Annotated in this window: 24 protein-coding genes and 2 tRNA genes; 2 read left to right on the forward strand and 24 right to left on the reverse strand. The window is 60.9% G+C overall.

Annotation, left to right across the window (positions count from 1 at the left end; translation table 11 throughout):
• Positions 1–17: 17 nt before the first annotated feature.
• The 22 genes from DBY20_09440 to DBY20_09545 all read right to left on the reverse strand — a co-directional run bounded on the left by DBY20_09440 (position 18) and on the right by DBY20_09545 (position 21,317).
• A complete protein-coding gene (locus DBY20_09440; protein ID PWL77565.1) occupies positions 18–494 on the reverse strand; it encodes a tRNA (adenosine(37)-N6)-threonylcarbamoyltransferase complex ATPase subunit type 1 TsaE in 477 nt (158 codons plus the stop codon).
• Positions 491–1,117, reverse strand: a complete 627-nt coding sequence (locus tag DBY20_09445; GenBank protein ID PWL77566.1) for a uracil-DNA glycosylase — start codon at positions 1,115–1,117, stop codon at positions 491–493. Before DBY20_09445 ends, DBY20_09440 begins: the two co-directional genes overlap by 4 nt.
• Before the next feature lie 27 nt (positions 1,118–1,144).
• Positions 1,145–2,401 (reverse strand): alanine racemase, encoded by a 1,257-nt coding sequence (locus DBY20_09450; protein PWL77567.1) that lies wholly within the window; start codon positions 2,399–2,401, stop codon positions 1,145–1,147.
• Entirely contained in the window at positions 2,398–3,303 is a 906-nt protein-coding gene (locus tag DBY20_09455) for an NAD(P)H-hydrate dehydratase (protein PWL77568.1), read from the reverse strand. Before DBY20_09455 ends, DBY20_09450 begins: the two co-directional genes overlap by 4 nt.
• Positions 3,275–3,814: a holo-[acyl-carrier-protein] synthase gene (acpS, locus tag DBY20_09460; protein ID PWL77569.1), complete on the reverse strand. Its 540-nt coding sequence runs from the start codon at positions 3,812–3,814 to the stop codon at positions 3,275–3,277. Before acpS ends, DBY20_09455 begins: the two co-directional genes overlap by 29 nt.
• Positions 3,811–5,643 carry a glutamine--fructose-6-phosphate transaminase (isomerizing) gene (gene glmS / locus DBY20_09465; protein ID PWL77570.1) on the reverse strand — a complete coding sequence of 611 codons (1,833 nt, stop codon included), beginning with the start codon at positions 5,641–5,643 and terminating at the stop codon, positions 3,811–3,813. Before glmS ends, acpS begins: the two co-directional genes overlap by 4 nt.
• A 140-nt stretch (positions 5,644–5,783) precedes the next feature.
• Positions 5,784–6,035 carry a 50S ribosomal protein L27 gene (locus DBY20_09470; protein ID PWL77571.1) on the reverse strand — a complete coding sequence of 84 codons (252 nt, stop codon included), beginning with the start codon at positions 6,033–6,035 and terminating at the stop codon, positions 5,784–5,786.
• Between the two features lie 19 nt (positions 6,036–6,054).
• Complete coding sequence (rplU, locus tag DBY20_09475) at positions 6,055–6,639, reverse strand: 50S ribosomal protein L21 (GenBank protein ID PWL77572.1); 585 nt, start codon at positions 6,637–6,639, stop codon at positions 6,055–6,057.
• Between the two features lie 294 nt (positions 6,640–6,933).
• Positions 6,934–7,605, reverse strand: coding sequence for a radical SAM protein (locus tag DBY20_09480; GenBank protein PWL77573.1), 672 nt, complete (start codon positions 7,603–7,605; stop codon positions 6,934–6,936).
• Complete coding sequence (locus DBY20_09485; protein ID PWL77574.1) at positions 7,602–9,554, reverse strand: TIGR03960 family radical SAM protein; 1,953 nt, start codon at positions 9,552–9,554, stop codon at positions 7,602–7,604. Before DBY20_09485 ends, DBY20_09480 begins: the two co-directional genes overlap by 4 nt.
• Positions 9,555–9,577: 23 nt before the next feature.
• Complete coding sequence (locus DBY20_09490) at positions 9,578–10,600, reverse strand: hypothetical protein (protein ID PWL77575.1); 1,023 nt, start codon at positions 10,598–10,600, stop codon at positions 9,578–9,580.
• A gap of 23 nt (positions 10,601–10,623) precedes the next feature.
• The gene (locus DBY20_09495) at positions 10,624–11,991 is read right to left on the reverse strand and encodes a rod shape-determining protein RodA (protein PWL77576.1); all 1,368 of its coding nucleotides are present in this window, start codon (positions 11,989–11,991) and stop codon (positions 10,624–10,626) included.
• Complete coding sequence (gene mrdA, locus DBY20_09500) at positions 11,846–13,885, reverse strand: penicillin-binding protein 2 (GenBank protein ID PWL77577.1); 2,040 nt, start codon at positions 13,883–13,885, stop codon at positions 11,846–11,848. Before mrdA ends, DBY20_09495 begins: the two co-directional genes overlap by 146 nt.
• 12 nt (positions 13,886–13,897) lie before the next feature.
• Complete coding sequence (mreD, locus tag DBY20_09505; GenBank protein PWL77578.1) at positions 13,898–14,689, reverse strand: rod shape-determining protein MreD; 792 nt, start codon at positions 14,687–14,689, stop codon at positions 13,898–13,900.
• Complete coding sequence (gene mreC / locus DBY20_09510; protein ID PWL77579.1) at positions 14,457–15,581, reverse strand: rod shape-determining protein MreC; 1,125 nt, start codon at positions 15,579–15,581, stop codon at positions 14,457–14,459. The genes mreD and mreC overlap by 233 nt, the downstream gene beginning before the upstream one ends.
• 6 nt (positions 15,582–15,587) lie before the next feature.
• Entirely contained in the window at positions 15,588–16,628 is a 1,041-nt protein-coding gene (locus DBY20_09515; protein ID PWL77580.1) for a rod shape-determining protein, read from the reverse strand.
• Positions 16,629–16,814: 186 nt separating this feature from the next.
• On the reverse strand, positions 16,815–17,216 hold the full coding sequence (locus DBY20_09520) for a nucleoside-diphosphate kinase (GenBank protein PWL77581.1): 402 nt from the start codon (positions 17,214–17,216) through the stop codon (positions 16,815–16,817).
• Positions 17,217–17,279: 63 nt separating this feature from the next.
• Positions 17,280–18,956 carry a hypothetical protein gene (locus tag DBY20_09525; GenBank protein PWL77582.1) on the reverse strand — a complete coding sequence of 559 codons (1,677 nt, stop codon included), beginning with the start codon at positions 18,954–18,956 and terminating at the stop codon, positions 17,280–17,282.
• Between the two features lie 33 nt (positions 18,957–18,989).
• Positions 18,990–19,520, reverse strand: coding sequence for a peptidylprolyl isomerase (locus tag DBY20_09530; protein PWL77583.1), 531 nt, complete (start codon positions 19,518–19,520; stop codon positions 18,990–18,992).
• A 112-nt stretch (positions 19,521–19,632) separates the two neighbouring features.
• Positions 19,633–19,709, reverse strand: a tRNA-Arg gene (locus DBY20_09535).
• Positions 19,710–19,730: 21 nt separating this feature from the next.
• A complete protein-coding gene (locus tag DBY20_09540; GenBank protein ID PWL77584.1) occupies positions 19,731–21,065 on the reverse strand; it encodes a 23S rRNA (uracil(1939)-C(5))-methyltransferase RlmD in 1,335 nt (444 codons plus the stop codon).
• A gap of 84 nt (positions 21,066–21,149) precedes the next feature.
• Complete coding sequence (locus DBY20_09545; GenBank protein PWL77585.1) at positions 21,150–21,317, reverse strand: ferredoxin; 168 nt, start codon at positions 21,315–21,317, stop codon at positions 21,150–21,152.
• Positions 21,318–21,545: 228 nt separating this feature from the next.
• On the opposite strand from DBY20_09545, the gene DBY20_09550 reads away from it, so the two are divergent.
• Positions 21,546–23,723 (forward strand): penicillin-binding protein, encoded by a 2,178-nt coding sequence (locus tag DBY20_09550; protein PWL77586.1) that lies wholly within the window; start codon positions 21,546–21,548, stop codon positions 23,721–23,723.
• A 58-nt stretch (positions 23,724–23,781) separates the two neighbouring features.
• Positions 23,782–24,552, forward strand: coding sequence for a hypothetical protein (locus DBY20_09555; GenBank protein ID PWL77587.1), 771 nt, complete (start codon positions 23,782–23,784; stop codon positions 24,550–24,552).
• Positions 24,553–24,641: 89 nt separating this feature from the next.
• Here the strand turns inward: DBY20_09555 and DBY20_09560 are convergent, their stop codons facing one another.
• A complete protein-coding gene (locus DBY20_09560) occupies positions 24,642–25,550 on the reverse strand; it encodes a hypothetical protein (protein ID PWL77588.1) in 909 nt (302 codons plus the stop codon).
• A gap of 37 nt (positions 25,551–25,587) precedes the next feature.
• Positions 25,588–25,680 (reverse strand) — tRNA-Ser (locus tag DBY20_09565).
• Positions 25,681–25,744: the final 64 nt, after the last annotated feature.

Below are 25,744 nucleotides of genomic sequence, written 5' to 3' on the forward strand. Positions count from 1 at the left end.
ATTGTACCGTGAATCTCCTAGGAAGAGGCGTCGAGGGCTTCCCCAAGCGCCGCTTCGAGCTGCGCCCCACGTGCGCCATGTCCCGTGATGGCAATGGCACGCGTCTCGTCATCGGCAACCGTGATCTGAACGTCGATACGCTCATCGGGCATGGCCGCAGGGAACTTGTCACCCCACTCGACGAGACACACGGCGCCGCTCTCGAGTAGCCCGAAAAAGTCGATGTCCGTGAGCTCGTCTTCTTCATCGAGTCTATACAAATCAAAGTGGAGGAGCGGAAGCTCGTCTCCGACGTACTCGAACAGGATGTTGAACGTCGGGCTTGTGATCTCATCGTCAACGCCGAGGCCCGCGGCAAAGCCCTTGGCAAACTGCGTCTTACCTGCACCAAGATCGCCGCTCAGCACAACGCAGTCGTTCATCTCCATGAGTCTGGCGATTGCCTCGCCCAACCGTATGGTGTCGTCAAGCGAATTACATCGACAGTGAATCAATGGACACTTCCCTTCTCGTTCTCGCGAGCATCGTCAGTATCGAGCAGGAGCTTGATGAGATCGAAGTCCTGCTCGATCGCGCCGATCTTGCTGCGGTCGTATATGGCTGCCGCGGGATGAAATGTCGGAATGACCCTAAACGGCCCCGTAACATGAATCTTGCCGCGCAAGCGCGTGATACCGGTGTTCGTCTGCAGGATGAACTTGGTCGAGAAATTGCCCATCGTCACGAGCACCGTGGGGTGTACGGCCTTGACCTGCTCGCGCAGCCAGGGCGTGCATACCTCGATTTCCTCGGGCTTGGGGTCGCGGTTACCCGGCGGACGGCACTTCAAGATGTTGGCGATGTAGATATCCTCGCGCGCGAGGCCGATGCGCTCGAGCATCTGGTTGAGCAGCTTGCCGGCCGCACCCACGAAGGGCTCGCCCTGCAAATCCTCGTTCTTGCCCGGCGCCTCGCCAATGAACATCACCTTGGCACGCGGATTACCGGCACCAGGCACGACATTCGTGCGCGTATCGCCCAATGCGCATTTATGGCAGCTATCGATACCCGCCAATGCCTCGCTCAGGGATTTGTGAATGTGATCGTCTAGATCTGTCACCGCTTGCGTCGTTGCCATCACGTGCTCCTCGTGCCAACCTCACACTTACACGTAGATGCGCGGAAGACGCGCACCGAACATGCAGATGAGCTCGTAGTTAATGGTATCGATCTCGTCGGCCATCATATCGGCGGTGATCTCGTAATCACCCTGCTGGCCCAGGATCACGACCTCGTCGCCAATTTTCGCCTTCTCGACACCGGCGTCGAAGGGAATCTCGATCATCATCATGTCCATGCAGATGTTGCCGACCTGCCTGCACGGACGGCCCTTGTAGAGCACGCGCATGCGCCCCGACAAGCTGCGGCGCACACCATCGGCATAACCGATGGGAACCGTGGCGATCTGCACGGGCTTGGCCACACGGTAGTTGAAACCATACGAGACGCCCTCGCCCATCTGGGGCTCGCGCACCTGGATAATCTGGGCCTTTACCGCCATCGCCGGATATAGATCATCGCTGCTGCGCAAGACAGGACTGGGAGCAAGACCATACATCGTGATGCCCACGCGCACCATGTCGAAGTAAGCTTCGGGATAACGCTGCGTCGCCGCGGAATTGGCACTATGCGCAAGACCGTAATCGATGCGGGCATTGCGCATGAGCTGGAGCGCCTCATTGAAACGTTGCAGTTGCATGCGGAAGTCCCAGTCACTCTCCTCGTCTGCCGTTGCGAAATGCGTGAAGACGCCGGCAAGCTCGAGACCGCGATGGAAATTGATGGACTGCAGAAAATCGACCACGTCCAAATAGAATATGCCGATGCGATTCATGCCTGTATCGATGGCGAGGTGGTACTTGGCGACCATGCCATTGAGATCGGCCTCCTCACCCAGAGCCAACGCGAACTCCTCCGTGATGACCGTGGGTGTAAGATCGTAGGCCAGCACATAGGGAATGGCGCGCATGGGTGGCTGCGAAAGCACCAAGATGGGAGCCTCGATGCCATGCTCGCGCAGCTCGACACCCTCCTCCACCGAGGAGACGGCCAGCTGGTCGACGCCCGCCTTGAGTGCGGTGCGAGCCACGTGTACGGAGCCATGACCGTAGCCATCGGCTTTGACGATCGCCATGATCTGGCGCTCGAGCCCGACGCGCTTGCGGATGACGCGGATGTTGTGCGCGATGGCGTTTAAATCGACTTCGACCCACGCTCCACGCGGGACGTTTTCGCGGGTGTAGCATTCCTTGAGTTTGAGCTCATCGCGATTGAGATGCTCATGCTCGTCTGTTGTGGCTTCGGAAGAGAATCCCTCAACGCGGGGATGCGCACCGAAGTAGTTGACCTCGTTCGTGCTCACGAGACGCCCTCAGCCTCCAAACCTAAGAGAACAGGACCAATTTTACAGATTATATCTTCCGGCATCACGGCGTGAACACTCAATTCGCGTGCAGCGAGTCTGCCTGCACGACCGTGAACGAACACCGCAAGCGTGGCGGCATCAAATGCATCGAGCCCTTGCGCGAGAAACGCGGCGATCATGCCGCCAAGCACATCGCCCGTGCCAGCCTTGGCAAGCTCGGGGCCCCCTTCGGCAACGGCGCGCAGTTCACCTGCCGGCGTCGCAATGAGCGTCTCGGGGCCTTTGAGGACGATGATCGCATCATATGTGCGGGCAAGCGTGATGGCATCCTCGTTGCGGTTGGTGACCTTGCGCCCCAACAGGCGGGCGGCCTCCCCTTCATGCGGCGTGAGGATGCGCGGATGCCGTGCGGGCATTTCGAGCAGCGCATGATTGCGCGCGATGAGATTGAGCGCGTCGGCATCGAATACCATGGGACGATCCTGCGGAAAGGAGGCGAGAAAGCGCTCGGCATCATCCGTCGCTCCCATGCCCGGTCCGATGAGAATGATCTGGCTCTTGGCCAGATCCTCCTGCGCTTGAAAGAGAGACGTCGCGCACAGGGTGCCCTCGAGGCCTTGGTCGCATGCCGAGACGGGAATCGAGATGAGGTGCGCATGCGCGCACGAGGCTGCGCCACGCGTCGTGACAAGACGCACGTAGCCCGCCCCGCAACGCGCGGCGGCGTTTGATGCCAGGATGGGTGCCCCGGGATACGGGGCACTTCCGCCTACGACGCCCACCGTTCCCCGCGAGTACTTGTTCGCATCAAGCGCTGGGTACGGGATAAGCATCCTGATGTCGTGCTCCGAAAGCATCAGCGCCAAAGGCTCACTCATCGCTATCGTCCGCCTCCCCATAGGCCTGGTCGACGTCGCTCTCGAGGTCGTCGAGCATGCTGCGCAGCTCGCGAAAACGCATCGCGAGCTCCTGGGCAGGTGTCGTCTTCTCCTCGACGACGGGGCGCGTCGCTGCCGTGACCGCAATGGCATTGGCGACGGCGGTCTCGTTGGTACGACTCAGCGACAGGGGAATCTCGAGAATGCCGAGCATGCTGGCAATTTGCTGCGCACGTCCATGCAACAGCGCGAGCGGCTTGCCCTTCTCGTCGTGCGTGACCTCGACATCGGTGAAGGCGATGCCATCGGCAAAACCCGTGCCAAGCGCCTTGAGGACGGCCTCCTTGGCGGCAAAGTGCGTCGCATAGCGCACGGCAGGCCGATGATGGCCCTCGCAATAGGCGCGCTCGTTATCGGTGAAAACGCGGTAGACAAAGCGGGGAGAACGCTGGAGGATATTCTCCATGCGCTCAATCTCGACAATATCCACCCCAAGCCCCGTCGAGGGAGCTTCCTGAGCGGCGCTCGTCATTCCACGGTCACCGACTTCGCAAGGTTACGCGGCTTGTCGACATCGCAGCCGCGCTCAAGCGCGATATAGCGCGCGAAGAGCTGCAACGGGACGCTTGCCGTGATGGCCGTGCACCAATCGGCAATGCGCGGGATGTAGAAGACGTAATCGGCGATATCGGCGACCTCTTGATCGCCCTCGGAGGCAACCGCCACGACGCGCGAACCACGTGCGAGAATCTCCTGCACGTTGCTGAGCGTCTGCATACGCGTGGGGGACTCGGTCACGACCGCGACAACGGGAACGTTCTCATCAAGCAACGCAATCGGGCCATGCTTGAGCTCGCCGGCCGGATAGGCCTCAGCGTGCAGGTAGCTAATCTCCTTGAGCTTGAGCGCTCCCTCCTTGCAGATGGGAGAGCCAATGCCGCGACCCACGTACATGACCGAATGGGCCTTCGCGACCTCCTTGGCCGCTTCCTCGATCACGGAGGTGTCCTGCAGGATGTCCTCGATCTGGGCGGGCGTCTCGCGCAGCTCGTAGTACAGCGATTTGACCTGACGCGTGGTTAGACGGCCCTTCTTCTGGCCCAGGAACATCGCGATGAGCGCAAGGCAGGAGATCTGCGCAAGAAAGGACTTGGTTGCCGCGACGGAAATCTCCATGTTCGCCTTGACGTAGAGCGTGCCGTCGGATTCGCGCGTGATGCGACTGCCCACGCAATTGGTGATGGCGAAGACGCGTGCGCCCTTGGAGCGCGCGATGCGCACGGCAGCGAGCGTGTCAGCGGTCTCTCCCGATTGTGAGATGGCAATGACAAGCGTCGAGGACGAGACGATGGGATTGCGGTAGCGAAACTCGCTCGCCACCTCGACTGTCGTCGGGATACGCGCCCAACGCTCGATAAGGTCGCGGGCAACGAGACCGGCATGATAGCTCGTGCCGCAACCGATGATGTAGACGTTGTCGATGGCGTCGATATCGTCATCGTCGAGCGCGAGGTTATCAAAGAGCACGTAGCCGTTCTTGACCGCACCGCTGATGGTATCGCGCACGGCACGCGGCTGTTCGTAAATCTCCTTGAGCATGAAGTCCGGGAAACCGCCGCGCTCGGCATCCTCGGCGTCCCAGTCGATGTGCATGGTCTCGAGCTCGACGGGCTCGCCCGGTGCGCTGAAGTAATCGATGCGCGTAGGCTGGAGCAGCGCGAATTGGCCGTCCTCGAGAAAGACGACGTCGCGCGTGAAATCCATGATGGCGACGATGTCACTGGCCACGAGCGCGGCAGGCTCATCGCCCTCGGAGAGGCCAACGACGATGGGGCTGTCCTTGCGCGTGACCGCAATCTCGCCCGGATGATCGACATGCATGACGGCCAGGCCGTAGGCGCCCTGCAGAACCTCCGTCGTGCGTGCGAGGGCATCGATCAAATCACCGTCATAGTACTTCTCGATGAGATGGGCGACGATCTCGGTGTCCGTCTCGCTCTTGAAGACGTGGCCCTCGGATTCGAGGAGGTCACGCAGCTGCACGAAGTTCTCGATTATGCCGTTATGCACGACGGCGATCTTGCCTGAGCAATCCGAGTGAGGATGCGCGTTCGGCTCGGTCGGGCGACCGTGCGTTGCCCAGCGCGTGTGACCGATGCCGCAAGTCGAGGTGACATCCCAGTCTTCGACCGCCTTGGCGAGCTCTTCGACTTTGCCGACACGTCGCACGATGCTGATCTTGTCGTTCGTCTCGACGGCAATGCCCGCCGAGTCGTAGCCGCGATACTCGAGCTTGCGCAGCCCTTCGAGCAATATGTCGCGTACGGGAGCAGTACCGGTGTAACCAACGATTCCGCACATGTGGAAACCGCCCTTTCAGGTGAGTCTTAAAGTACAGATTTTATCAAAGCGCCTTGCCCCAAACCACTGGGCGCACCGAGCTACATAAAAAGCCCCGTGCCATATGGCAACGGGGCTTTTCTTGCATTGCTTGAGGTGCGTTACGCCTGGGGAATCACATGGACCTTGCGCTTGAGACCCTTGGTGTACTTCACCGTGCCGGGAACCATCGCAAACAGGGTGTCATCCTTGCCGCGACCGACGTTCTCGCCGGGATGGAAGTGCGTGCCGCGCTGACGAACGAGGATCTCGCCCGCGTTGACAACCTGACCGGCAAAACGCTTGCAGCCAAGACGCTGCGCGTGGGAATCACGGCCGTTACGACTGGATCCGAGGCCTTTCTTGTGTGCCATAAGTCTTCAGCCCCCTTTGCTACTCTGCGTTGGTGATGGTCTCGATGATATCGGCCTTGCGAGCACCGCTCGGGAGCTTGATGTCATGCTCCTTGGCGTAATCCTTGAGCTCGGCAACCGTCATCTTGGTGAAATCGACATCGGCCTTCTTGGCAGGAGCGGCCGCCTTCGTCTCCTTCTTGGCGGGCTTCTCGGCGGCGGGCTTAGCGGCCTTTGCAGGCTTCTCGGCCTTGGCCGGCTTCTCTACGGCAGCCTTCTTGGGCGCCGGAGCAGCAGCCTTGGTGCCGTTCACGTCGACGATGCAAAGGCGGGTGAGCTGCTGGCGATGACCGCGCGTGCGCTTGTAGCCCTTGCGCTTCTTGAACTTGAAGATGATCTGCTTGTCACCCTTGTGCTGGTCGAGAATCTCGGCCGTGACATTGGTCTTGGCAAGAGCACTCGCGTCCGTGACGACGTTGGAGCCATCGTTGAGGAAGAGCACGTCGAGAGAGACCTTGTCGCCGGCCTCGCCCTCGATCTTCTCAACGTCGAGCACGTCGCCCGGCTTCACGGTGTACTGCTTGCCACCGGTTTTAACAATCGCGTACATGTTCGTACCTTTCATTACTCATTGACATGCCCGTATCGTGCGGGAAAGGGAAAAGAACCGTCACGAGGGGGCAAACGCCAATAGTCTACTAGGAGAATGGGGCTGTGACAAGGAAAAGTTTCGAAGAAGACAGGGAGCGGTCGGGCGTCCGCATGGGGCATCTCGAGTAGATGCGCTGTTCGCACGATGCGGGTTTGCGAGGACTGTCTGAGCGTGCGGTCTGTGCACGCGAGTTCCGCAGCAGCATCGCGCGAACAGCGCATCGGGTACGAGAGCAAGCCCCATGCGGACGCCCGAGCGCTCCGTGGCCTACTTTTCCCGCAGCTCCATGCGCGTAAGACTCCTGACGGCAACGGGTCCATCCATCAACTCGCAAGCTGCGGCGATGAATTTGTCGGGGCGTAATGCCCCCTCGTTGCCTTGGAAGGTGGAGAAGTCGACCGTCACGACATCGTCGTCGACAGTCACATGCGGACCATCCACAAGCCTGCCCGCAAATTCGACACGCTTGACCGTCGTCTTATGGCCCTTGGTCTTCGTGACCTCGATGAAGCCGCGATCAACCAGCCGCTCGAACGCGCGCACCACGTCATCGGCGCCGATTCCCGTGCACGCGAGCTCGGCCTTCCACACACTTACCGGATACATGACATCAATCGCATCGTCACCATGCGCGCAATAGGCGCACGCAGTGGGCATGAGGTTTTCCGGAGCAGCCGCCTGCAGCGCCGCGAGTGCAAGATCGGGTGAGACGTACTCGCGCAGGCGCAGGTCGAAGTATTCCGAGCGTGAGCCGGCTCCCACGGGCAATGCGGGGCCAAAGGCAATCTTCATATGCGGATTGAAGCCCTCGGTAATCGCGAAAGGCAGGCCAGCCCTGCGCACGACGCGCTCCATCGAACGCACGGTCTCGAGATGCGATAGATACGCGAGCCTGTCCGTGATCTGGTACTTGACGCGCAAACGGAACCCCTCGCTCATGCGCACTCACCTCGCAGGGTTCGCGTGCCTTCGATAACGTTCGTCATTCCCACAAGCGGGCAAACGCCGCACTGCGAGCAGCTCGTAAAGCTGCAATCGGGCGTCACCTCGCCCACGCGGGCACGGGCGCGTTCCTCACGCAGGAACTCCTCGCTCACGCCAGCAGAGATATGACTCCAGGGAAGAGGAGCGCCCTCCTCGTATTCGCAGGCAGCGCGCTGCATGATGGGCACGCCGCACACGTCACCGGCCTGCTCCCAGGCGGCAAAGGTAAACTGCTCGGTCCAGGCGTCAAAACGCGCACCTCGGCGCCATGCCTCCTCGATCAGCTCGGCGCACTCTCGTCCACCACGAGCCAAGACTGCCTCGACGTAGCTTGTGTCCGAATCATGCCAATGCAGATTGATGCCCTTTTTGGGAAAGCTCGCCCGCAGCACGTCAATGCGATGGCTAATCTCCGAAAGCGATATCTGGCCGTTCCACTGAAACGGCGTCATCGCCTTGGGAATGAAGAGCGCGACCGAGACATTGAGGCGGATGTTGCGCGGCTCCCCCTCGGGAACGGCATCCTTGGCAGCGGCATAGACGCGACGGCACAGGGCGCCGATGCCGGCAACGTCCTCGTCGGTCTCGCCTGGCAGCCCGATCATGAAGTAGAGCTTGAAGCCACGCCAGCCCGCCTCGACGGCGCTCGTCACGGCATGGAGCAGGTCTTCCTCGCTCACGCCCTTGTTGATGACATCGCGCATACGCTGCGTGCCCGCCTCGGGAGCAAGCGTAAGACTGCCCTTCTTTTCGCCCGCCGCGAGTCGCGCAAGCTCGACGCCGAGCGCATCGACACGCTGGCTCGGTAGGCTCACGCTCTTGCCCGTCTGCGAGAAGCTCCGGTTCAATCGCCTGAGCATGTGCTCGATAGTCGAGTGGTCCGTCGAGGAAAGCGAAGTGAGGGACACCTCGTCATAGCCCGTCGAGGCAAGGCCATCCATGACCGCCGCGATAACGGTATCGGCTTTGCGTTCGCGTACGGGACGGTAGATCATACCCGCCTGGCAAAAGCGGCAGCCGCGATTGCAGCCGCGCAGAATCTCGATTGCGAGACGGTCGTGTACGAGCTCGCAATACGGGACGATCTGGCGCGGCAGGGCAGGCAACGCATCGAAATCGCGAATGATGCGCTTTGTGACCTGCGCCGGCACCTCCGCGTCAACTGGCGTGACCGTCGTGTAGCCACGCATGCCTGCTGCCAGCTGCTCGTCGCGAATCTCATGCTCCTCGACGTTATAGAGACTCGGGACATATACGCCCTCGATGCGGGAGAGCTCGCGCAGAATCTCCGCACGCGACGCACCCCGCTTCTTGAGTGCGCGATGCCTGAGCGCGACTTCCACGTCGAGCTCTTCACCCTCACCCACGAAGATGAGATCGAAGAACGGCGCGAACGGCTCGGGGTTGTACGCACAGGGACCACCGCCCATGACGAGCGGTTCATCCTCCCCGCGCTCGTCGGCATGCAGCGTGATGCCGGCAAGATCAAGAAACTCGAGGATATTCGTGGCACAGAGCTCGTGCGGCAAGGTGATGCCGACGAAATCGAAATCGCGCACGGGCGTATAGGTCTCGAGAGACGCAAGCGGCAGCTCGTGCTCGCGCATGAGCGCGATCATATCGACCCAGGGCAGATAGGCACGCTCGCAGTAGATATGCCCGTTGGCGTTGAGGCAATCGTAGAGAATGGCGATGGCCTGGTTTGCCTGGCCAATCTCGTACGTGTCCGGATACACGAGCACTGCATGATAATCGGCGCCATCCTTCTCGGAAGGCGTGACGCTACCCCACTCCTGGCCCAAATAACGCGAGGGCTTCTCGACCCGAGCGAGAAGCGGCGCATAGCGTTGCCACAGATTGAGTTCCTGCACGTCGTCTGCCTCCAAGGCCGATTTTGAAATCATGGAATGCTGGCTTACGGTACTGCCTAGTTGTGAGCGGTCGCGCTGCTCACGACGTTGCCGACAAGGTCTTCGCCCTTGTTGACGACGGGAGCCGCCTTCTTGGCGACCTTGGCAGCCACATCGGAAAGCCCGTGCAGTTTGCCGTTCTCCTCGTAATATTCGATCGCGGCAATCGCCATGCCCATCGTTCCCGATGCGGCAACGGCGGGCTTGATGGCCCACCCCAGCATGGGGACGTGCGCGACGAGCTTGCGCGCCACGGCACGGCATCCAAACCCGCCCGCCGTCACGGCCAGCACCTCGCCGATGCGCTCCTTGTTCATCTCCTTGCCGTACACGGCGGCAATCTGAAGGACCATCTTGGCCTGGTTGAGCGCGATGAGCGGCATATCGGCACCCGGCACGAAGAAGACGAGCCCGATGGCACCGTTCTGGATGGTCGTCTGCTTGGCAAGCTCGACGGCCAGTGGATGACGTATGAACGGAAAGGCCCGCGCAAGCGAGAGGCGCTTGCTCGGCACGTTCTGGACGATCCAGGTGCCGAGCTGTTCGAGTGGACGTGCGGACTCCCCATCGAGTTCGAGGTCCACGAGGTTCTCGAGGTCGATGCCCCTGCCCACGCCAGGCGTATGGGCCGTACCCGTCAGGGTCGGGGCAGTATTCGCCGACAGCGTCATGTCGGCATAGTCCTGCGCCGAGCGCTTGTCATTCGCAAAGTAGGTCTTGCCGCGCTCGATGACGACGACCGCGGGGACGTCATGCTCCTCGGCCGCATGCACCACGTCGCCCAGCAGCAACGAGTCACCGCCGATGATGACGACGAGATCGGTATCCTTGGGGATGACGGGAACCTTTTTGTCGAGCACGACATCCGTGACATGGGCATTGGATGACACGTCAACGAATGCCTCAATCACCTTGTCGACGAGCGCGTTGCTCGCCGTCGGATCGAAGACGAGCTCGACGCGCGAAGGCAGATCACGCTGCTGCCCGATGGCCGTGATCGCGCTTAGTACCTTGCTTACGTCAATTGGCATGCTCGGCATAACGTGTCCGAACCTTTCTCTTCCTAGCCCAGAGCGTCATTGCGTCTTGACCAGACCGATAAGAGCAAGCCGACGCAAATGAAGTTGGTGAACATGAACGAGGAACCGTAGCTCATGAACGGCAACGGAATGCCCGTAATGGGCATGAGTCCCAAGTCCATGCCTATGTTCTCTACAATCTGGAACAACCACATCGCCATGATACCAGCTGCGATGAGCGAGCCGTACAAATCCGATGACGAAAGCCCGATGCCCAGCGCCGTCAAGAGCAGCGCCAGGTACAGCACAAGCAATATGAACGCCCCCACGAAGCCGAACTGCTCGGCGTAGACGCAGAAGATGAAGTCGGTCGCGGATTCGGGCAAGAAGCCGCCCGAGGACTGCGTCGCGTTGCCCCAGCCCTTGCCGACGAGCTCGCCGCTTCCGACGGCGATCTTCGCCTGGTTGAGGTTGTAGGCATCGTCTGCGTATTCGGGATTATCCGGGTCGATGAAGACGAGCAGACGACTCATCTGGTACTGCCTGATGAGCTGCACGTCGCCACCCGTCCAGTCATTCACGACGCCATTGATCCCGAGTAGGGCCGCGACGCCCACTACGGCCGTGGCGACCGAGATGATGAGCCACCGTCGCGCCACGCCGCCAATGAGCAGGATGCAGAAGCCGACGATGAGAATAACGAGGGCCGTACCCAAATCCTCGCGCATGAGCAGAACGAAGGGTATGAGCAAGATGCCGAGCAGCTTCAAGAAGTCAGCGCCTCGGACAATAGACCCCTGATACTGCGCGGTAGCCGCACCGATTGCGAGGATGGTCACCGGTTTGGCAAGCTCGGACGGTTGAAAGGTGAGCGAACCGATCCTGATCCACGACGTCGCGCCGTTCACCTCATGGCCAAGACCGGGAACCATCGGCAACAAGATGAGAATCGCATCGAGCACGATGAGGGGAACGATGAGATTGGCCAGACGTCGATAGTCGAAGAACCAAACGGCCACCATGATGACGATGCCAATCGCCACGCCGACGAGCTGGCGCGTGATCGAATACTCGGTTTCGGTCCTCGTCACCGCATAGAGCGTGATAAGGCCGCAGCACAGGATGAGCGCGATGATGACAAGCAGGATGATGTTGGCCGGAATAGAGAACGAGCGCTTTTCGCCCGAACGGGAAAGGTTGGCAGACGAAGCAGTGCGCGCGTGAACCTTGGGGGACTTTCCGAATGAGAACGACGGCATATCCGTATCAGCGCTCCTCTGTTGCGGAGCCGGAAACGTGCTCTGCAGACAGGCCGAAGGCAGCCGAAAGCACCGAGCGCACTGCGGGCGCGGCGCACGTGGCGCCCGATCCGCCTTCCTCGATGCAGCAGACGCACACGTACTCGGGTGCATCGGTCGGACCGTAGCCAACGTACCAGCCGTAGTCGTCCTTGCCGGCGACCTCGCCGGTGCCCGTCTTGCCAGAGGTTGCGATTCCCATATCCTCGAAAACGCGGGAAACCGATCCGTTCTCGACAACGCCGCGGAAACCGCTGCGCATGATGTCGATGTTCTTCTGGTCAAACTCGGGCTGGATAATGCTTCCCTGATAGCGTGCGCCATCGACTGCCGTCATGGTTCCGTCCGTGGATATGACGGAATGCAGTAGCACGGGCTTGGGCACGCGGCCGGTTGCAAGCCCCGCATAACCACAGCAAATCTGCAGCGGCGTCACGAGCAGGTCGCCCTGGCCGATGATGAGGTTCGAGAGGTCACCTGGCAGCCATGCCTGGCTCTCGGGCGCATCACGGTTGAACTTCTTCTTCCATTCGGGCGTGGGCACGCGGCCCTCGGATTCACCCGAAAGCTCGATACCCGTCTTGGATCCAAATCCCCAGCTCTTGAGATAGTCTTGCAATGCCGTCTCGTTCTCGCTGTACTGGTAGAAGTTCTTGGCGATCTCGTAGAAGACGACGTCACAGCTCTCGACGATGCCCTTGTGGAAGCCAATCGATCCGTGACCACTCGTCTTCCAGCACTTCTGGGGCCACTCCTCGCCAAATCCCGTCCAGGTGCCCTCGCACTCCCACACCGAGCTGTCGGTGACGAAGCCGTATTCCAGGCCCGCCAGACCCGTGAAGCCCTTGAAGGTGGAGGCAGCCGGGTACAAGCCGGCGATGCAACGATTCGAGAGCGGGTAGGCCGAGTCTTCGCTCGTCATCTCCTCCCAGACATCCGACGATATGCCGCCGATGAACTGGCTCGGGCTATACGACGGAGCCGAAGCCATGGCGATGACCTCGCCGGTATTGCAGTTCATGCAGACAATGGCACCGGAGCGGGCACTGTCGTTGCCCGACACAGCCGCGTCGGCAAAGGCACGACGCAGGGCCTCCTCGGCAACCTTCTGCACGTTCGCGTCAATGGTGATGCGGATGTCATTGCCTTGCACGGGTTCGACCGAATCGACGGCGTTCACGACCTCGCCAGCTGCATTGACCTCAACGCGCTTGATGCCGCGATCGCCCTGCAGGTAGGACTCGAAGGCCTGCTCGACGCCATCCTTGCCGACGATGTCGCCCGACTCGTAGGTCAGGCCATTGATCTCGCGCTTGAGTTCCTCCTGGGAGATGGTGCCCGTATAGCCGAGCACATGTGCCGCCAGGTCGTCATTCGGATACGTGCGCACGGTGCGGCTCTCGATGCGTACGCCGGGAAACGCGTTGGGATGCTCGGAGATGTAGGCGACGGCGCGGTCATCGACATCGAGCGCGATGAGTCGGTCGGCCTGCGCGCCCTGCGTCTGCGAAGCGGCAAGCGATGCAATGGTCTCACGTGGAATGCCGAGCACGTCGGAGAGGCGCTGTATCACGAGCTTATCGTTTTGCACGTCGGCACTCGCCAAGACAGCAAAGGTCGAGCGATTGCCAACGAGCTCGACGCCATTGCGATCGAAAATGCGACCGCGCGGCGCGATGGTCGTGTACTCGTTGATGCGATTGCCCTCGGCCTTGGCAGTGTACTCGGCACCAGAGATGACCTGCATCGACCACAGTTTGACGATGAGCGCGCCTATGCAGGCGGCGATGACGGCCACGAAGCCAAAGAAGCGGCGACGCGTCGGACCCTGGCTGTCACCGCCAGGGCCACCATGTGCTTCGGTGCTCATGGCAAGCTCGGATGCGTTGCGCGTGTCGATGGGGATGCGTGTTGGCCTGCGTCGTCCCGAGCGGATGACGATAACGATGATGGCAATGGCCACGACTATGAGAAGAACGCTGATTGCTGCAAAAATTGCCGCTGTCATGCACTCATCTCCCTACTTGAGACGTGACTTCATGTGGGACATCGCGCGTTTGTTCCCGTCGCGGTGCTCGCCCAGACGCGTGGGCATGCCCGCGCTGTCATCGGCGATTACCAGGCCAATGGTAACGAGAGCGATGACCGCGAACACGGCCGTGTACAGGGCCGAGGGAAGCGAATAGCTCAACATCGTCGACATGACGCCACCGCCCTCCGAAGACGTGAGAATGGCGGCGATGCCATAGCCGATCTCGAGCAAAAGCGACGAGAGGACGGCAACGCCAATGGTCACGATGGGTGTGAGCAAGTCCATGCTCTCGCCCGCGACACCCACGATGAAGGCGATGAGCGTGAGCACGAGGGCCATGCAGCCAATGGTGCCACTGCCCATGAGGTCGTAGAGCAAGCCGAGGGAGAAGCCCGTGATACTTCCGGCGGCCGTCCCCGAGCGCATGCTGATGAGGAGCACGGGGATGAGCAAGAAGTTGGGCTTGCATCCCATGATGGCAATGGCAGGGGCGATGCCTGCCTGCAACAGGATGCATAGGACGATGGTGATGAGGTAGACCGTCTGCTTACTCACCGGCACTACCTCCACTTGAACCCGTACCGGCTTCGCCTTCCGAGCCCGAGCCTGAGCCCGAGCCAGAACCGGAGCCGCCGGAACCCGTCTGGTCCCCTGCGGCCGCTTGCCTCTCGCGTGCTGCCTGCTCTTCTGCCCTGCGCTGGGCCTCGGCGGCGCGGTATGCCTCGTTCGCCTCGTTGAGTAGCGCCTTGGCGATGGCTCCGACCCTCGCGGAAGAGGCATTCACCGAGTTGGCCGAGTCGATGATGAGCTGCAGGAGCTCCTCGTTCAGGATGCGCTCGGTCTCGGTTTCGTTGCCGGTCAAGACGAGTACTTCCTCGCAGGATTCGATGTTGAAGAGAGGGTCGACGGTAATGCGGTGATAGAGCTTGGACGAGTCTGCCTCGATGGCGCGCACGGTGCCGACGACGATACCGCGCGGATAGGTTCCGCCGCTTCCCGACGCGATGACGATATCGCCTTCGCCCACGGTTGCATCGATTGGCACGTATTCGAGGGTGAGCGTACCGTCGTAGGAACCGTGCATGATGCCGTGTGCGCGCGAGTTCTGGACCATGACCGCCACGGACGAATTCGGGTCATTGATGAGGCGCACGACGCTCGCGGCTTCGGTCACGGACTCGACCTGCCCGTAGAGACCACAGGTGCTCATGACGCCCATGCCGACACGCACGCCGTCACGCGATCCCTTGTTGATGGTCGCGGTGCGATCCCAGCCGGAGGTCATGGAGATGACCTCTGCGCTTAGGGTCTCCAAGCCGTATATGTCGGAGAACTGCAGCATCGCGGTAAGGCGCTGGTCTTGCTGACGGTACTCCTCGAGCTCTGCCACGAGCGTGCGTAGCTGGCTGTTCTCTTCCTGAAGGCGTGCGACCTCCTCATCGACATCGACAGCACCGACGTTTGCAAAGGGCGTCGAGACGACAGAGCAGACCTGCGCGATGGGCTGGGTCACGGTCTGCACGACGCCGCGCGCGACCGCGAAGGGGCCCGAGTTCCCAAAGCGCACGCACAGCGTGATGAGCATGACAGATATGACAATCAGAACAATCGGAATCAACCAAAGACCCGAGCGTCTGTTCTGACTCTGGTTGCTAAACGAGAGTCCAGGCATGAAGCGTTACCTCTGCTGCATGTATGATTGCGAGAGAAAATCAGGTGCCTCAAGAACCATGGCGCAGCCCTCGACAACGTTGATGAGAGCCGTCTCCGATACGTGCACGGGAACACCGATCTCGGCGCGTAAGCGCTCGTCGAGGCCGCGTAACATACCGCCACCGCCCGTGAGCGTAATGCCGTATTCCATGAGGTCGCTCGCCAGATCAGGCGGCGTCTCGTCAAGCGTGTCCTTGACCGCCTGAATCATCTTGGCAATGGGCTCCTCGAGAGCCTCTCGCACATCTTCGCTTTCAATTCGCACGGTTCGCGGCAGGCCCGATAAAAGGTCACGACCGCGCACCTCAACATCGACTTCCTCGACAAGCGGTGCCGCCGAGCCGATGGTGATTTTGATTTCCTCTGCCGTGCGCTCACCGATGGCAATGTTGTAGTGGGTCTTGGCGTACTGCACGACAGCCGCGTCAAACGCATCGCCCGCGATACGGATGGATGTCGCGTTGACGATGCCGCCCATGCTGATGACGGCGACCTCGGTCGTACCGCCACCGATGTCGACGACCATGGAACCGGTCGGGCTATCGACGGGCAGCCCCGCGCCGATGGCGGCGGCCATGGGCTCCTCGATGAGGAAGGCCTGACGTGCGCCAGCCGTGATGGTCGCCTCGAAGACGGCGCGCTTCTCGACGGAAGTGACGCCGCTGGGAACGCAGACGACGACGCGCGGCTTGGGATGCCACGGCATGCGCTTGCCCTGGGCGCGCGAGATGAAGTAACGGAGCATGGCCTCGGTCACGTCAAAGTCGGCAATGACGCCGTCCTTGAGTGGACGCATGGCGATGATGCTGCCCGGCGTGCGGCCGAGCATCTCCTTGGCATCGGTGCCAACGGCCAGAACGCGCTGGTCCTGCTTCTCGATGGCAACGACCGAAGGCTCGTTGATGACAATGCCCTGACCTCGCACGGACACGAGCGTATTAGCCGTACCAAGGTCGATAGCCATATCGCTACCGAAATTGCCAAAGAGTCTGTCTGTCAGCGACATAGTCGCTCCTTACTTTATCTGGCTCATATTTGAAGCGTGGCCTGCAAGTGTAGCACGGCACCGTTTTTCAATCGGGACTGCTGCCAAATCTGAACCTATTCCACATAAATTGCTACGGTTTTGAAAATAAAAGGTAACGCACGAAGGCCCGCCATCGCAGACGGGCCTTCGCCTCAAGATAATCTCCTAGCCGAAGAAGACGCCGATCTCGCGCTCGGCGCTGGCAACGGAATCACTGCCATGGATGACGTTCTCGTCCATGGTCAAGCCGAAGTCGCCGCGAATCGTGCCCGGAGCGGCATCAGCCGGGTTGGTGGCGCCCATGAGCTTGCGCACGGTAGCAACGGCGTTCTCGCCACTCACGACCATCTTCACAACCGGACCGCTCGTGATGTAGGCGATGAGACCCTCGTAGAAGGGCTTGCCCTCATGCTCGGCGTAGTTGGCCTTGGCGAGCTCCTCGCTCACCATGCCGAGCTCCATGCGCTCGACGGTGAGGCCCACGCGCTCGAAACGGTTCACGATCTCGCCGATGTGACCGTTGCGAACGCCGTCCGGCTTAATCATGGTGTAAGTCTTCTCGATCATCTTGCTTCAATCCTTTCACTTTCACCCGCGTCATCGTGACCCGGGCCTTATCTGGTGTTTCTTTTACTGCTCGCTCGGGAAGTAGAGCTGAACGAACTCGATTGCCCACGAGATGCCGTTGCGCGTGAGAACGACCTCATAGTCGATGGTGCCACCTTGCGCGAGCGTGGCCTTCACGAAGACCGCAGTCTGATCCATGCTGCGTTGCACGGCCTCGACGCTATAGGAAGTCAGGTCTTGCAGCGATGCCTCCTGGGCACGCTGCATGCTCGGGCTCACGTCCTTGGCCCAGTACTGGCTTGTATCACCATCGTTCTGGACGGCGGCGAAGAAATCCTCGGTGACCGTCTCCTGCAACGGATACCCGTAGCCAAGTACGTAGGCGGCGCAGGCTGCGCCGGCGACGAGAATGCAGAGGACAACAAACACGATGGCAATCTTCAAGCCGCAACCACGCGCCTTGCGGTTCTGGCGCTTGCCCTGACGTGCGTTGCTCTTGATTTGCTGCTCGGTGATGTCGAAGAAGGCCGTGTCCTCGGGCGAGGGCATGTGCATCTCCGTGGAATCCATGAGCTCGGCAGACTCGCGCACGTCGGCGTACTCGTCGCCGAAGTCGAAGGCGACACCGTACTCGTAGCCAGGCTGCTCGTTGTAGGTGAAGGGCGTCTCGTCGAGACCGGAATCATATACCTGCTCGCCAGATGCATCGCCCTGCGAGGCGGGACCGGCCTCCTGGGGGAGCTCGATCTTGCCCGTGGCATCCGCATCACTCGCGTTGTCGCTCGGAAGCGGCGTGGGCAGCGCCTCCATGGCAATCGTCTGCGCACGCGAGGGATCAAGCGTCTCGCCCGCAGCCTCGACAGGTGCCGCCGGTTGCGTCTGCTCGGTTGGCTGTGTGTCATCCTGAGCCGTGCTCTGCGCATCGCGCGGAGCAAACGGGTCGAAGTCCTCGGCCTCCTCGGGCGCGCTTGCGTCAGTGGCGACGGGCAGGATGTAGCCCGTGTCGAGGATGCCAGGCGCACGCGAGTCGACACGCTCCTTGAGCGTGCGTGCGATCTCGTAATCGTGCATGGCAAGCGAGGGCATTTCCTCGCCGATTTCCTCGGCCTTCTCGAAAGCGTTGAGCGCACGCGGGACGCGGCCCTGTGCCATGTAGGCCTGGCCTAGGTTAGCGTAGGCCTTCGCACGGGCGCGATCGTCGAGATCGAAATCGAGGGCCGTCTCGTACACGGAAACGGCATCTTCGGGACGTCCGAGCTCCATAAAGCAAACGCCCAGGTTGACGAGCGACTTGGCAGGAGCCGGATTGGCGGGATCGAGCGCGGCCTCGCGATATGCGGCGCCCGCCTCGACCATGTTGCCGAGCTTGAGCTGTGCGGCACCGATACCGGCATACGCCTTATAGGGCGTCGTGTAGATGGGATAGTCGAGCGCGCGCCCGAATGCCTCGAGCGCGTTCTCGTAATCCTTCGTGCCCAGCAACGCCGTGCCCAAGTTGACGTAGAGCGACGGCTTGCGCTTCTCGGGACTGCCCGTGAGCGCCTTGAGATAGTACTCGGCGGCAGAGCGCGGGTCATTGCTCTTCACGTAGCAATTGCCAATGAGGTGGTAGAACTTGCTGAGGTCGGCGGGCGCAAGACCTGCAACGTCATGCGTGCAGGCGATGAAGCCCTCGAGGGCGGCCTTGTAGTCACCCTTGGCATAGGCTTCCTGCGCCTCTTTGAAAACCTCGACTTTCATGATGGAAAGCTCCCTTTGGTAGACGTGCGCCTACTAGTCTGCGTTCTCGATCGTGATGTTCTCGATGACGCTACCAGCGCGAAGCTTGCTGATGACGTCGAGGCCCTCGATGGTGTCGCCGAAAACCGTGTAGTCGGTATCGAGGAAGTGCTGGGGACCGAGGCAGAAGTAGAACTGGCTACCGGCGGAATCGGGCATGGAGCTACGTGCCATTGCCAGAGTGCCATCCTCATGCGAGTTGTTGGGGTTGGTCTTCCACTCGCCCTTGATGGAATAGCCAGGGTTGCCGGTACCCGGCATGCCCTCGGGGCCGCTCTTGCCAGCGGCAACGTCGGCAGCGGACATGTCACGCGTATTGGGGCAGCCGCCCTGGATGACAAAGCCCGGCACATAGCGATGGAACTTCAGGCCATCGTAAAAGCCCTTCTGGGCGAGCTCGACGAAGTTGCCGACGTGGATGGGTGCGTCCTCGCCGTGAAGCTGGACGCGAATCGTGCCCTCATCGGTGGTGATGACGGCGACTTCCTTGCCATTGGGCTTATATTCCGGCGTATACAGAGCCATGATTCCTCCTGAATGTAGTACATGATGAAGTTGCTAAACTCTATGATTTTAGACGATAAGTGAACAGACGGCAAAAAGGCCAGCGGCAATAGCCCCTGGCCTGCGGTTTTTCTGGTGCCCCCTACAGGATTCGAACCTGCGGCCTTTTGCTCCGGAGGCAAACGCTCTATCCAGCTGAGCTAAGGGGACTGGTTTGTAAATCTACCACATCTAGGACGTCTTCGTGAGAATCGCGACCGTCTCGACATGATAGGTTTGCGGAAACATGTCGACCGGAGTCACGCGCTCCACCTGATAACCCCCCGCCTGGAGCTGGACCAGATCACGGGCAAGCGTCGTCGGATTGCACGACACGTAGGCAATTGCGCGAGCGCCACTCGCACATAGGCCTTGAATGGCCTTCTCGCCCAAGCCGCTGCGCGGAGGATCGACGACGACCTTGTCGGGTGCACCCAGGCCACTCAGCTCGCGTGCGGCATCGCCCCCGATGACATCAGCGTCCAGCTTGTTGCGCTCGAGATTGCGCCGCAAATCGCGTACCGACGAGCCAGCGGACTCGACCGCCGCAACGCGCTGTACTTCGTGCGCAAGCGGCAAGGTGAAGGTTCCGGCCCCCGAATAGAGGTCGAGCATGTAATCGAGCCCGTTGGGATGTAGCCCTTCGAAGACGAGGCGCGTGAGCACCTCGGCACCTGGCGTGTTCACCTGGAAAAACGAGGGTGCCGAAATGAGCATGTTCATGCCGTTGATGACTTCGTTCCAGGACCCGCGTCCCCGCAGCGACTCGACACCGGCAACCTTGCGCTCCTTTGCCGAGCCCTTGAGCAGCACCCGTGTCACACCGAGGCCCTTCACGGACATGCTCTCGCCCACCACCTGCGCAACGCGCGCACGCGGAAAGCGTCCCGTGCTCGTCCAAAGGGCAACCTCGACGTCGTTGGTGCGTGTCGAAACGCGGATGCCCACGCGCTCGATGCCGAGATCTTCCTGGCCAGCGGCAAAGCGCAGCGCTCCCGTAAGCGCCTTGGGAGCTTGCGAGAACTTGCCGGGGATGAGCGCGCAACTCGAAATCGGCGTGAAGTCGCCGCCACGCGCATGCATGCCGAGCGTGAAGCGTCCCGCCACGTCAAGCCCGACCTCGAACTCGACCTTGTTGCGGTAATGCCATTCGCGCTTGCTCGCGATGCACGCGGGCACGTGCGCATCGACCCAGGCGGCATCCATGTGCGCGATGCGCTCGAGCGCATCGATGACGGCCTGGCGCTTCCAGCGCAGCTGCGCATCGTAGGCAAGGCCGGCCCAGGGACAGCCCCCGCACCTGCCGCTCGCGGCTTCGGGGCAAAGGGGCTGCACGCGCTCGGGAGACGCCTCGACGAGGTTCTCGAGCCTTGCGCGCACGAAGCGATCGTCGGTGTTCACGTACGCGACCTGACACTCGTCACCGGGAAAGCCCCCTGCGACGAAGGCGACGCGCCCATCGGCAAGATGGCCTACGCCATCACCGCCGTACGCGAGCGATTCGATGGAAATTGTCTCGGTGTTCATAGGAGTAATTACCTTCGGACATGACGAAGGGCTGCCAAAAGAGGATTCACCCCTCTCGACAGCCCTTGCTCATGTACCTGATGCTTAGAGGCTCAGCGAATCGGTCGGGCACACGGAGACGCAGGAGCCGCAATCGATGCACTCATCGGCATTGACCACGGCATGATCGGCGATGGTGATCGCGTCGACGGGGCAGGCATCTGCGCAAGCGCCACAGGCGATGCAGGTATCCTCGTTCACAGTTACAGCCATGGGAATCCTCCTTCTCTACAGCCCGCACCTTGCGGGCTGTCAAAAAACAACACGAAGCAGATTGTAGCCAAAATGGGAGGCGTGATGCCGCTCGATTGGATGCCGAGCGGTAAACGACAGCAGACACAACAGACTTTTGCGTTCGGACGACGGCACAAGACGCACGTTGTGACACCTTCGGTGAATTTTGAACGCAGTTCAATACCATGCGCGCGTATTTAAGGCATAATGTGCTCACATCGAAAGGAGACCGAGTTGCCCTCGTCAAGCCGTAACCGCAAACGCCGCCAGAAATCACAGCGACGCTCAGTCAATCTCCTCACCATTCTTGGATGTATCGCCGGAGCATTTTGCCTGGTGGTTGTCCTTGCCTGCGTGGTAGGCGCGACCTGGCTCATAGGCCTGCCCGATTACAGCACCATCAGTTCGTACGCGAACACGGGCATCACGACCATCTACGCGAATGACCGCGAGACGGTCCTCGCAAAGCTCTATCTCGAAAATCGCATCGAGGTTACGCAGGACGAGGTCGTCGATTACGTGCTCGAGGGAACGATCGCAACCGAGGACGAGCGCTTCTACGAGCATGGCGGCATCGACCCTATCGGCATTGCCCGTGCCGTCATCGTCAACGCCGCCTCCCGCGGCGCCTCCGAAGGCGCCTCGACCATCACCCAGCAGCTCGTGCGCAATACCGTCCTGCTCGACGAGATGAACGACATCTCCATCAAGCGCAAGGTGCGCGAGATGTACATCGCCTCGCAGGTCGAGCGTCAGTACAGCAAAGATGACATCCTCATGATGTACATCAACGTCGTCAACTACGGCGATGGCTGCTATGGCATCGAGGCGGCAAGTCGCGACTACTTCGGCAAACACGCAGATGAGCTCACGCTCTCCGAGGCGGCCCTGCTCGTCGGCATCCCGCAATCGCCCAACGCGTATAACCCCCGCGAGCACATGGACAAGGCGATGGCGCGTCGCGCAACCGTGCTGCAGCGCATGCTCTCGAATGGCTATATCACGCAGACCGAGTACGACGAGGCGCTCGCAGACACGCCCGTGCTCTCGACCGAGAAGATGACCGACGAGACCATCTCCGACATCGCCCCCTACTTCATCGACTACGTGCGTCGCGAGCTCGACGAGAACCCGCGCTTTCCCGCCACCGTCATCGCGCATGGCGGCCTGACGGTGTACACGACGCTCGACCCCGATTTGCAAAAGGACGCCAACGACGCCATCTCGCAGAACATGCGTTGGAGCGACAGCCAGCTCGATGCCGCTCTCGTCTCCGTCGTCCCTGACGACGGAGAGATCGTTGCCATGGTCGGTGGCAGGGATTACGAAACCAACAAGTTCAACCTCGCCACGCAGATGAGTCGCCAGGCTGGCTCCTCCTTCAAGACCTTCACCCTGCTCTCCGCCCTCAACGAGGGACTCGATCCAGATAACACCTACATCGACTCCTCGAGCCCGGTGCAGGTCGGCAAGGACTGGACCGTCAACAACTCCGAGGGTCACGGACACGGGTCGATGAGCGTCACCGATGCCACCATCTCCTCGGTCAATACCGTCTACGCGCAGCTCGTCCACGCCATCGGGGCGCAGAAGACCATCGACATCGCCCATGCCTGCGGCATCAAGTCCGAGCTCGAGAAAGACGACACGGTCTCGCTCGGCTCAAGCGGCGTCAACCCACTCGAAATGGCAAGCGCCTATGCCACGATCGCCAACGGCGGCTACTACTACGAGCCCTACGCCGTCACCGAGATCGTCGACCCTTCCGGCAAGACCGTCTACACGCACGAGGCCGAGCAGCCGCAGCGAGTGCTTTCGGCAGCCGTCGCGCAGAAGGCAACCGACATTCTCGAGCGCGTCATTAGCTCGGGTACGGGCACGAGTGCCAACCTCAGCAACGGCCAGCCCTGCGCCGGCAAGACGGGCACCTCCGAGCATGGTCGTGACCTCTGGTTCTGCGGGTTCACGCCGCAGTACTCCACGGCTGTCTGGGCGGGTTATCGTATCGAACGCGAAACCTCGATGTACGGCGGCAGCACCTGTGGCCCCATCTGGCGCGACTTCATGAACGCGGCACTCGCAGGTCAACCCATCAAGCAATTCCCCTCGACGAGCGAGAAGATCAACTACAAGCCGGCACGCACCTGGGACTTCACCAAGGACGTCACGATCATTGGCGGAGACGACGATTGGACGCCCCCCGAAGAGTCCTCGAGCACGAGCAGCTCCTCGACCGACCCAAACGCAAGCTCAACGGCAGACCCGAACGCTCCCAATCCCGAGCAGCCCCAGGAGCCGAGTGACCCAGGCTCGGAAGGCGGCAACGAGGGCGGCGGTGACGAAGGTGGCGGCGGTGAGCCTGCACCCGAATCCCCAGCCGAATAAGCGTTGGCCAGAGGAACCATTGACGCTGTGATAGTATTCCCGCAGGAGGAAAGACCGCATGTTTGAAGACACAAAGGCCGTCGCGTTTGCACTCGACGGTACGGTATATCGGGGCTCCAAGCTCATCGACGGCATTGACGAGGTCATTCGCCATTGTCGCAAGCTGGGCAAATCCGTCTTCTTCCTCACTAACAACTCCTCCGAGACCCGCTCCCAGATCTTTCACAAGCTACGCAACATGGGCATCGACTGCACTTTCAGAGAGGTTCTGACGAGCGGATACGCCGCGGCTCTTTACGCGCATCGCGAGCGCCTCACCAACATTTACGTGTGCGGCTCCAAGAACCTCGTCAGCGAGTGCGAAAAACTCAGCGTGCATTCCGTCGAGCCCGAAGAGGCCGAGAACATGCTCATCGGTCTAGACCCGGAATTCGACTATGAGAAGCTCGCCATTGCCAGCAACGTCGCCCTCAAGGTCGACAAGGTCATCGCCTGCAACAAGGAGCGCTCCTATCCGGGCGAGGAAGACTGCCTCATGCCCGGCTGCGGCGGCATGGTCTCATCGGTCGAGTGGTGCTCGGGGCGCATGGTCGACCTCACGATCGGCAAGCCCAACACCTTCATGCTCAAGGAGGTCAGCGAGCAACTCGGCCTGGCGCCGGAGGAGATTCTCGTCGTGGGTGACAACTACGACACCGACATCGTCATGGCAGGCAAGTTTGGCAGTCCCGCAATCATCATCAGCTCGCATGTCTACGGAGATGCCGTGAGCGTGGAAAACGTCGGCGAGCTGCTTAACCTCATCGGCGAGCCAGCAAAACCGGAGTAGCCGGCGGGTGAGACACATTGGACAGGTACATCTGTCTCACTGCATGCAGTGAGACAGATGTACCTGTCCAATGTGTCTCACCCGCCGGCCTAGAACTTGCTTCTCAGGATATTCCAGCGCAGCTTGCTCGTGCGTGGATTCGTCGGCAGCATGATGTCCGTGCGTCCGGCAAGAAAGCGACGCGCCTTGGCCGAGACATGCCTGACCGCGACCGCCTCGACGAGCTTGGCGGCATCCGGATTCATGGATTGTTCGTACTCGCGCAAAAGCACCCGCGCCATGGTGGTCGCCTGGTCCGCGAGCTCGGGATCGAGGTCATCGCAGACAGGCAGCACTGACTGCCCTGGCGCAAGGCGTCTATCGACGTAGCAGTGCGGCAAATCGCAGAAGACATAGCCATCGCAGTAGAGTGCGACTGCGTGAATCCAGGTATCGTAGCTACGCGCGAAATCGAAGACGGGACGGCGGCGCAGGAGTTTGACGAGCGCCCCGTTCATGAGCATCGTGCAGCCCAGAGCCCAGTTACGCACGAGCAGGAGACTGCCCGGATGCGACGCACAGACCTCGTACCCGTCGAATTCATCGCCAATCACCCTGCCCCGCGCATCGATGCAAACGCTGCCCGCATAGTAGAGCTCGGGACGGCTCGTGTTCGCCGAGATGTGGTCGGTACCGGCCGCGAGCTTGCCGGAAAGCCAGATATCGTCCTGGTTCGCAAGCGCAATGTAGTCGAACTCCTCGACCGGCGCATCGTAGACGAGCTGCATGATGGTGCGCGTCTTGCCCTGGTGCGTGCTGTTGTAGATGATCTCGATGTTGTCGTGCTCGGAAGCGTAGGTCTCGAGAATCCGAAAGGTACTGTCGGTCGAGCAATCATCGGAGACGCGCACGAAGACCTCGACGCCCTCCTGGCTCAAGATGCTATCGAGTTGCTCGGCAAGGTGCTCTTGGCCGTTGTAGGTGGCCATGAGAACGAGCACACGTGCGATGCTGCTCATGACTCCCCTTTCGAGCTGCGTTGCCCAGCTTGCCAGCTGGCGGAGGGACAGGGATTCGAACCCTGGAGGCGGCTCAGCACCGCCTGACGGTTTTCAAGACCGTTGCATTCAACCACTCTGCCATCCCTCCGCATGTGGCGCGCATCGCTGTATTCTACACCAGACAAATGCACGTGCACCCATCTGGCTGCTGC

The sequence above is a fragment of the Coriobacteriia bacterium genome (assembly GCA_003149935.1).
In the GTDB taxonomy this organism is placed as follows: domain Bacteria; phylum Actinomycetota; class Coriobacteriia; order Coriobacteriales; family QAMH01; genus QAMH01.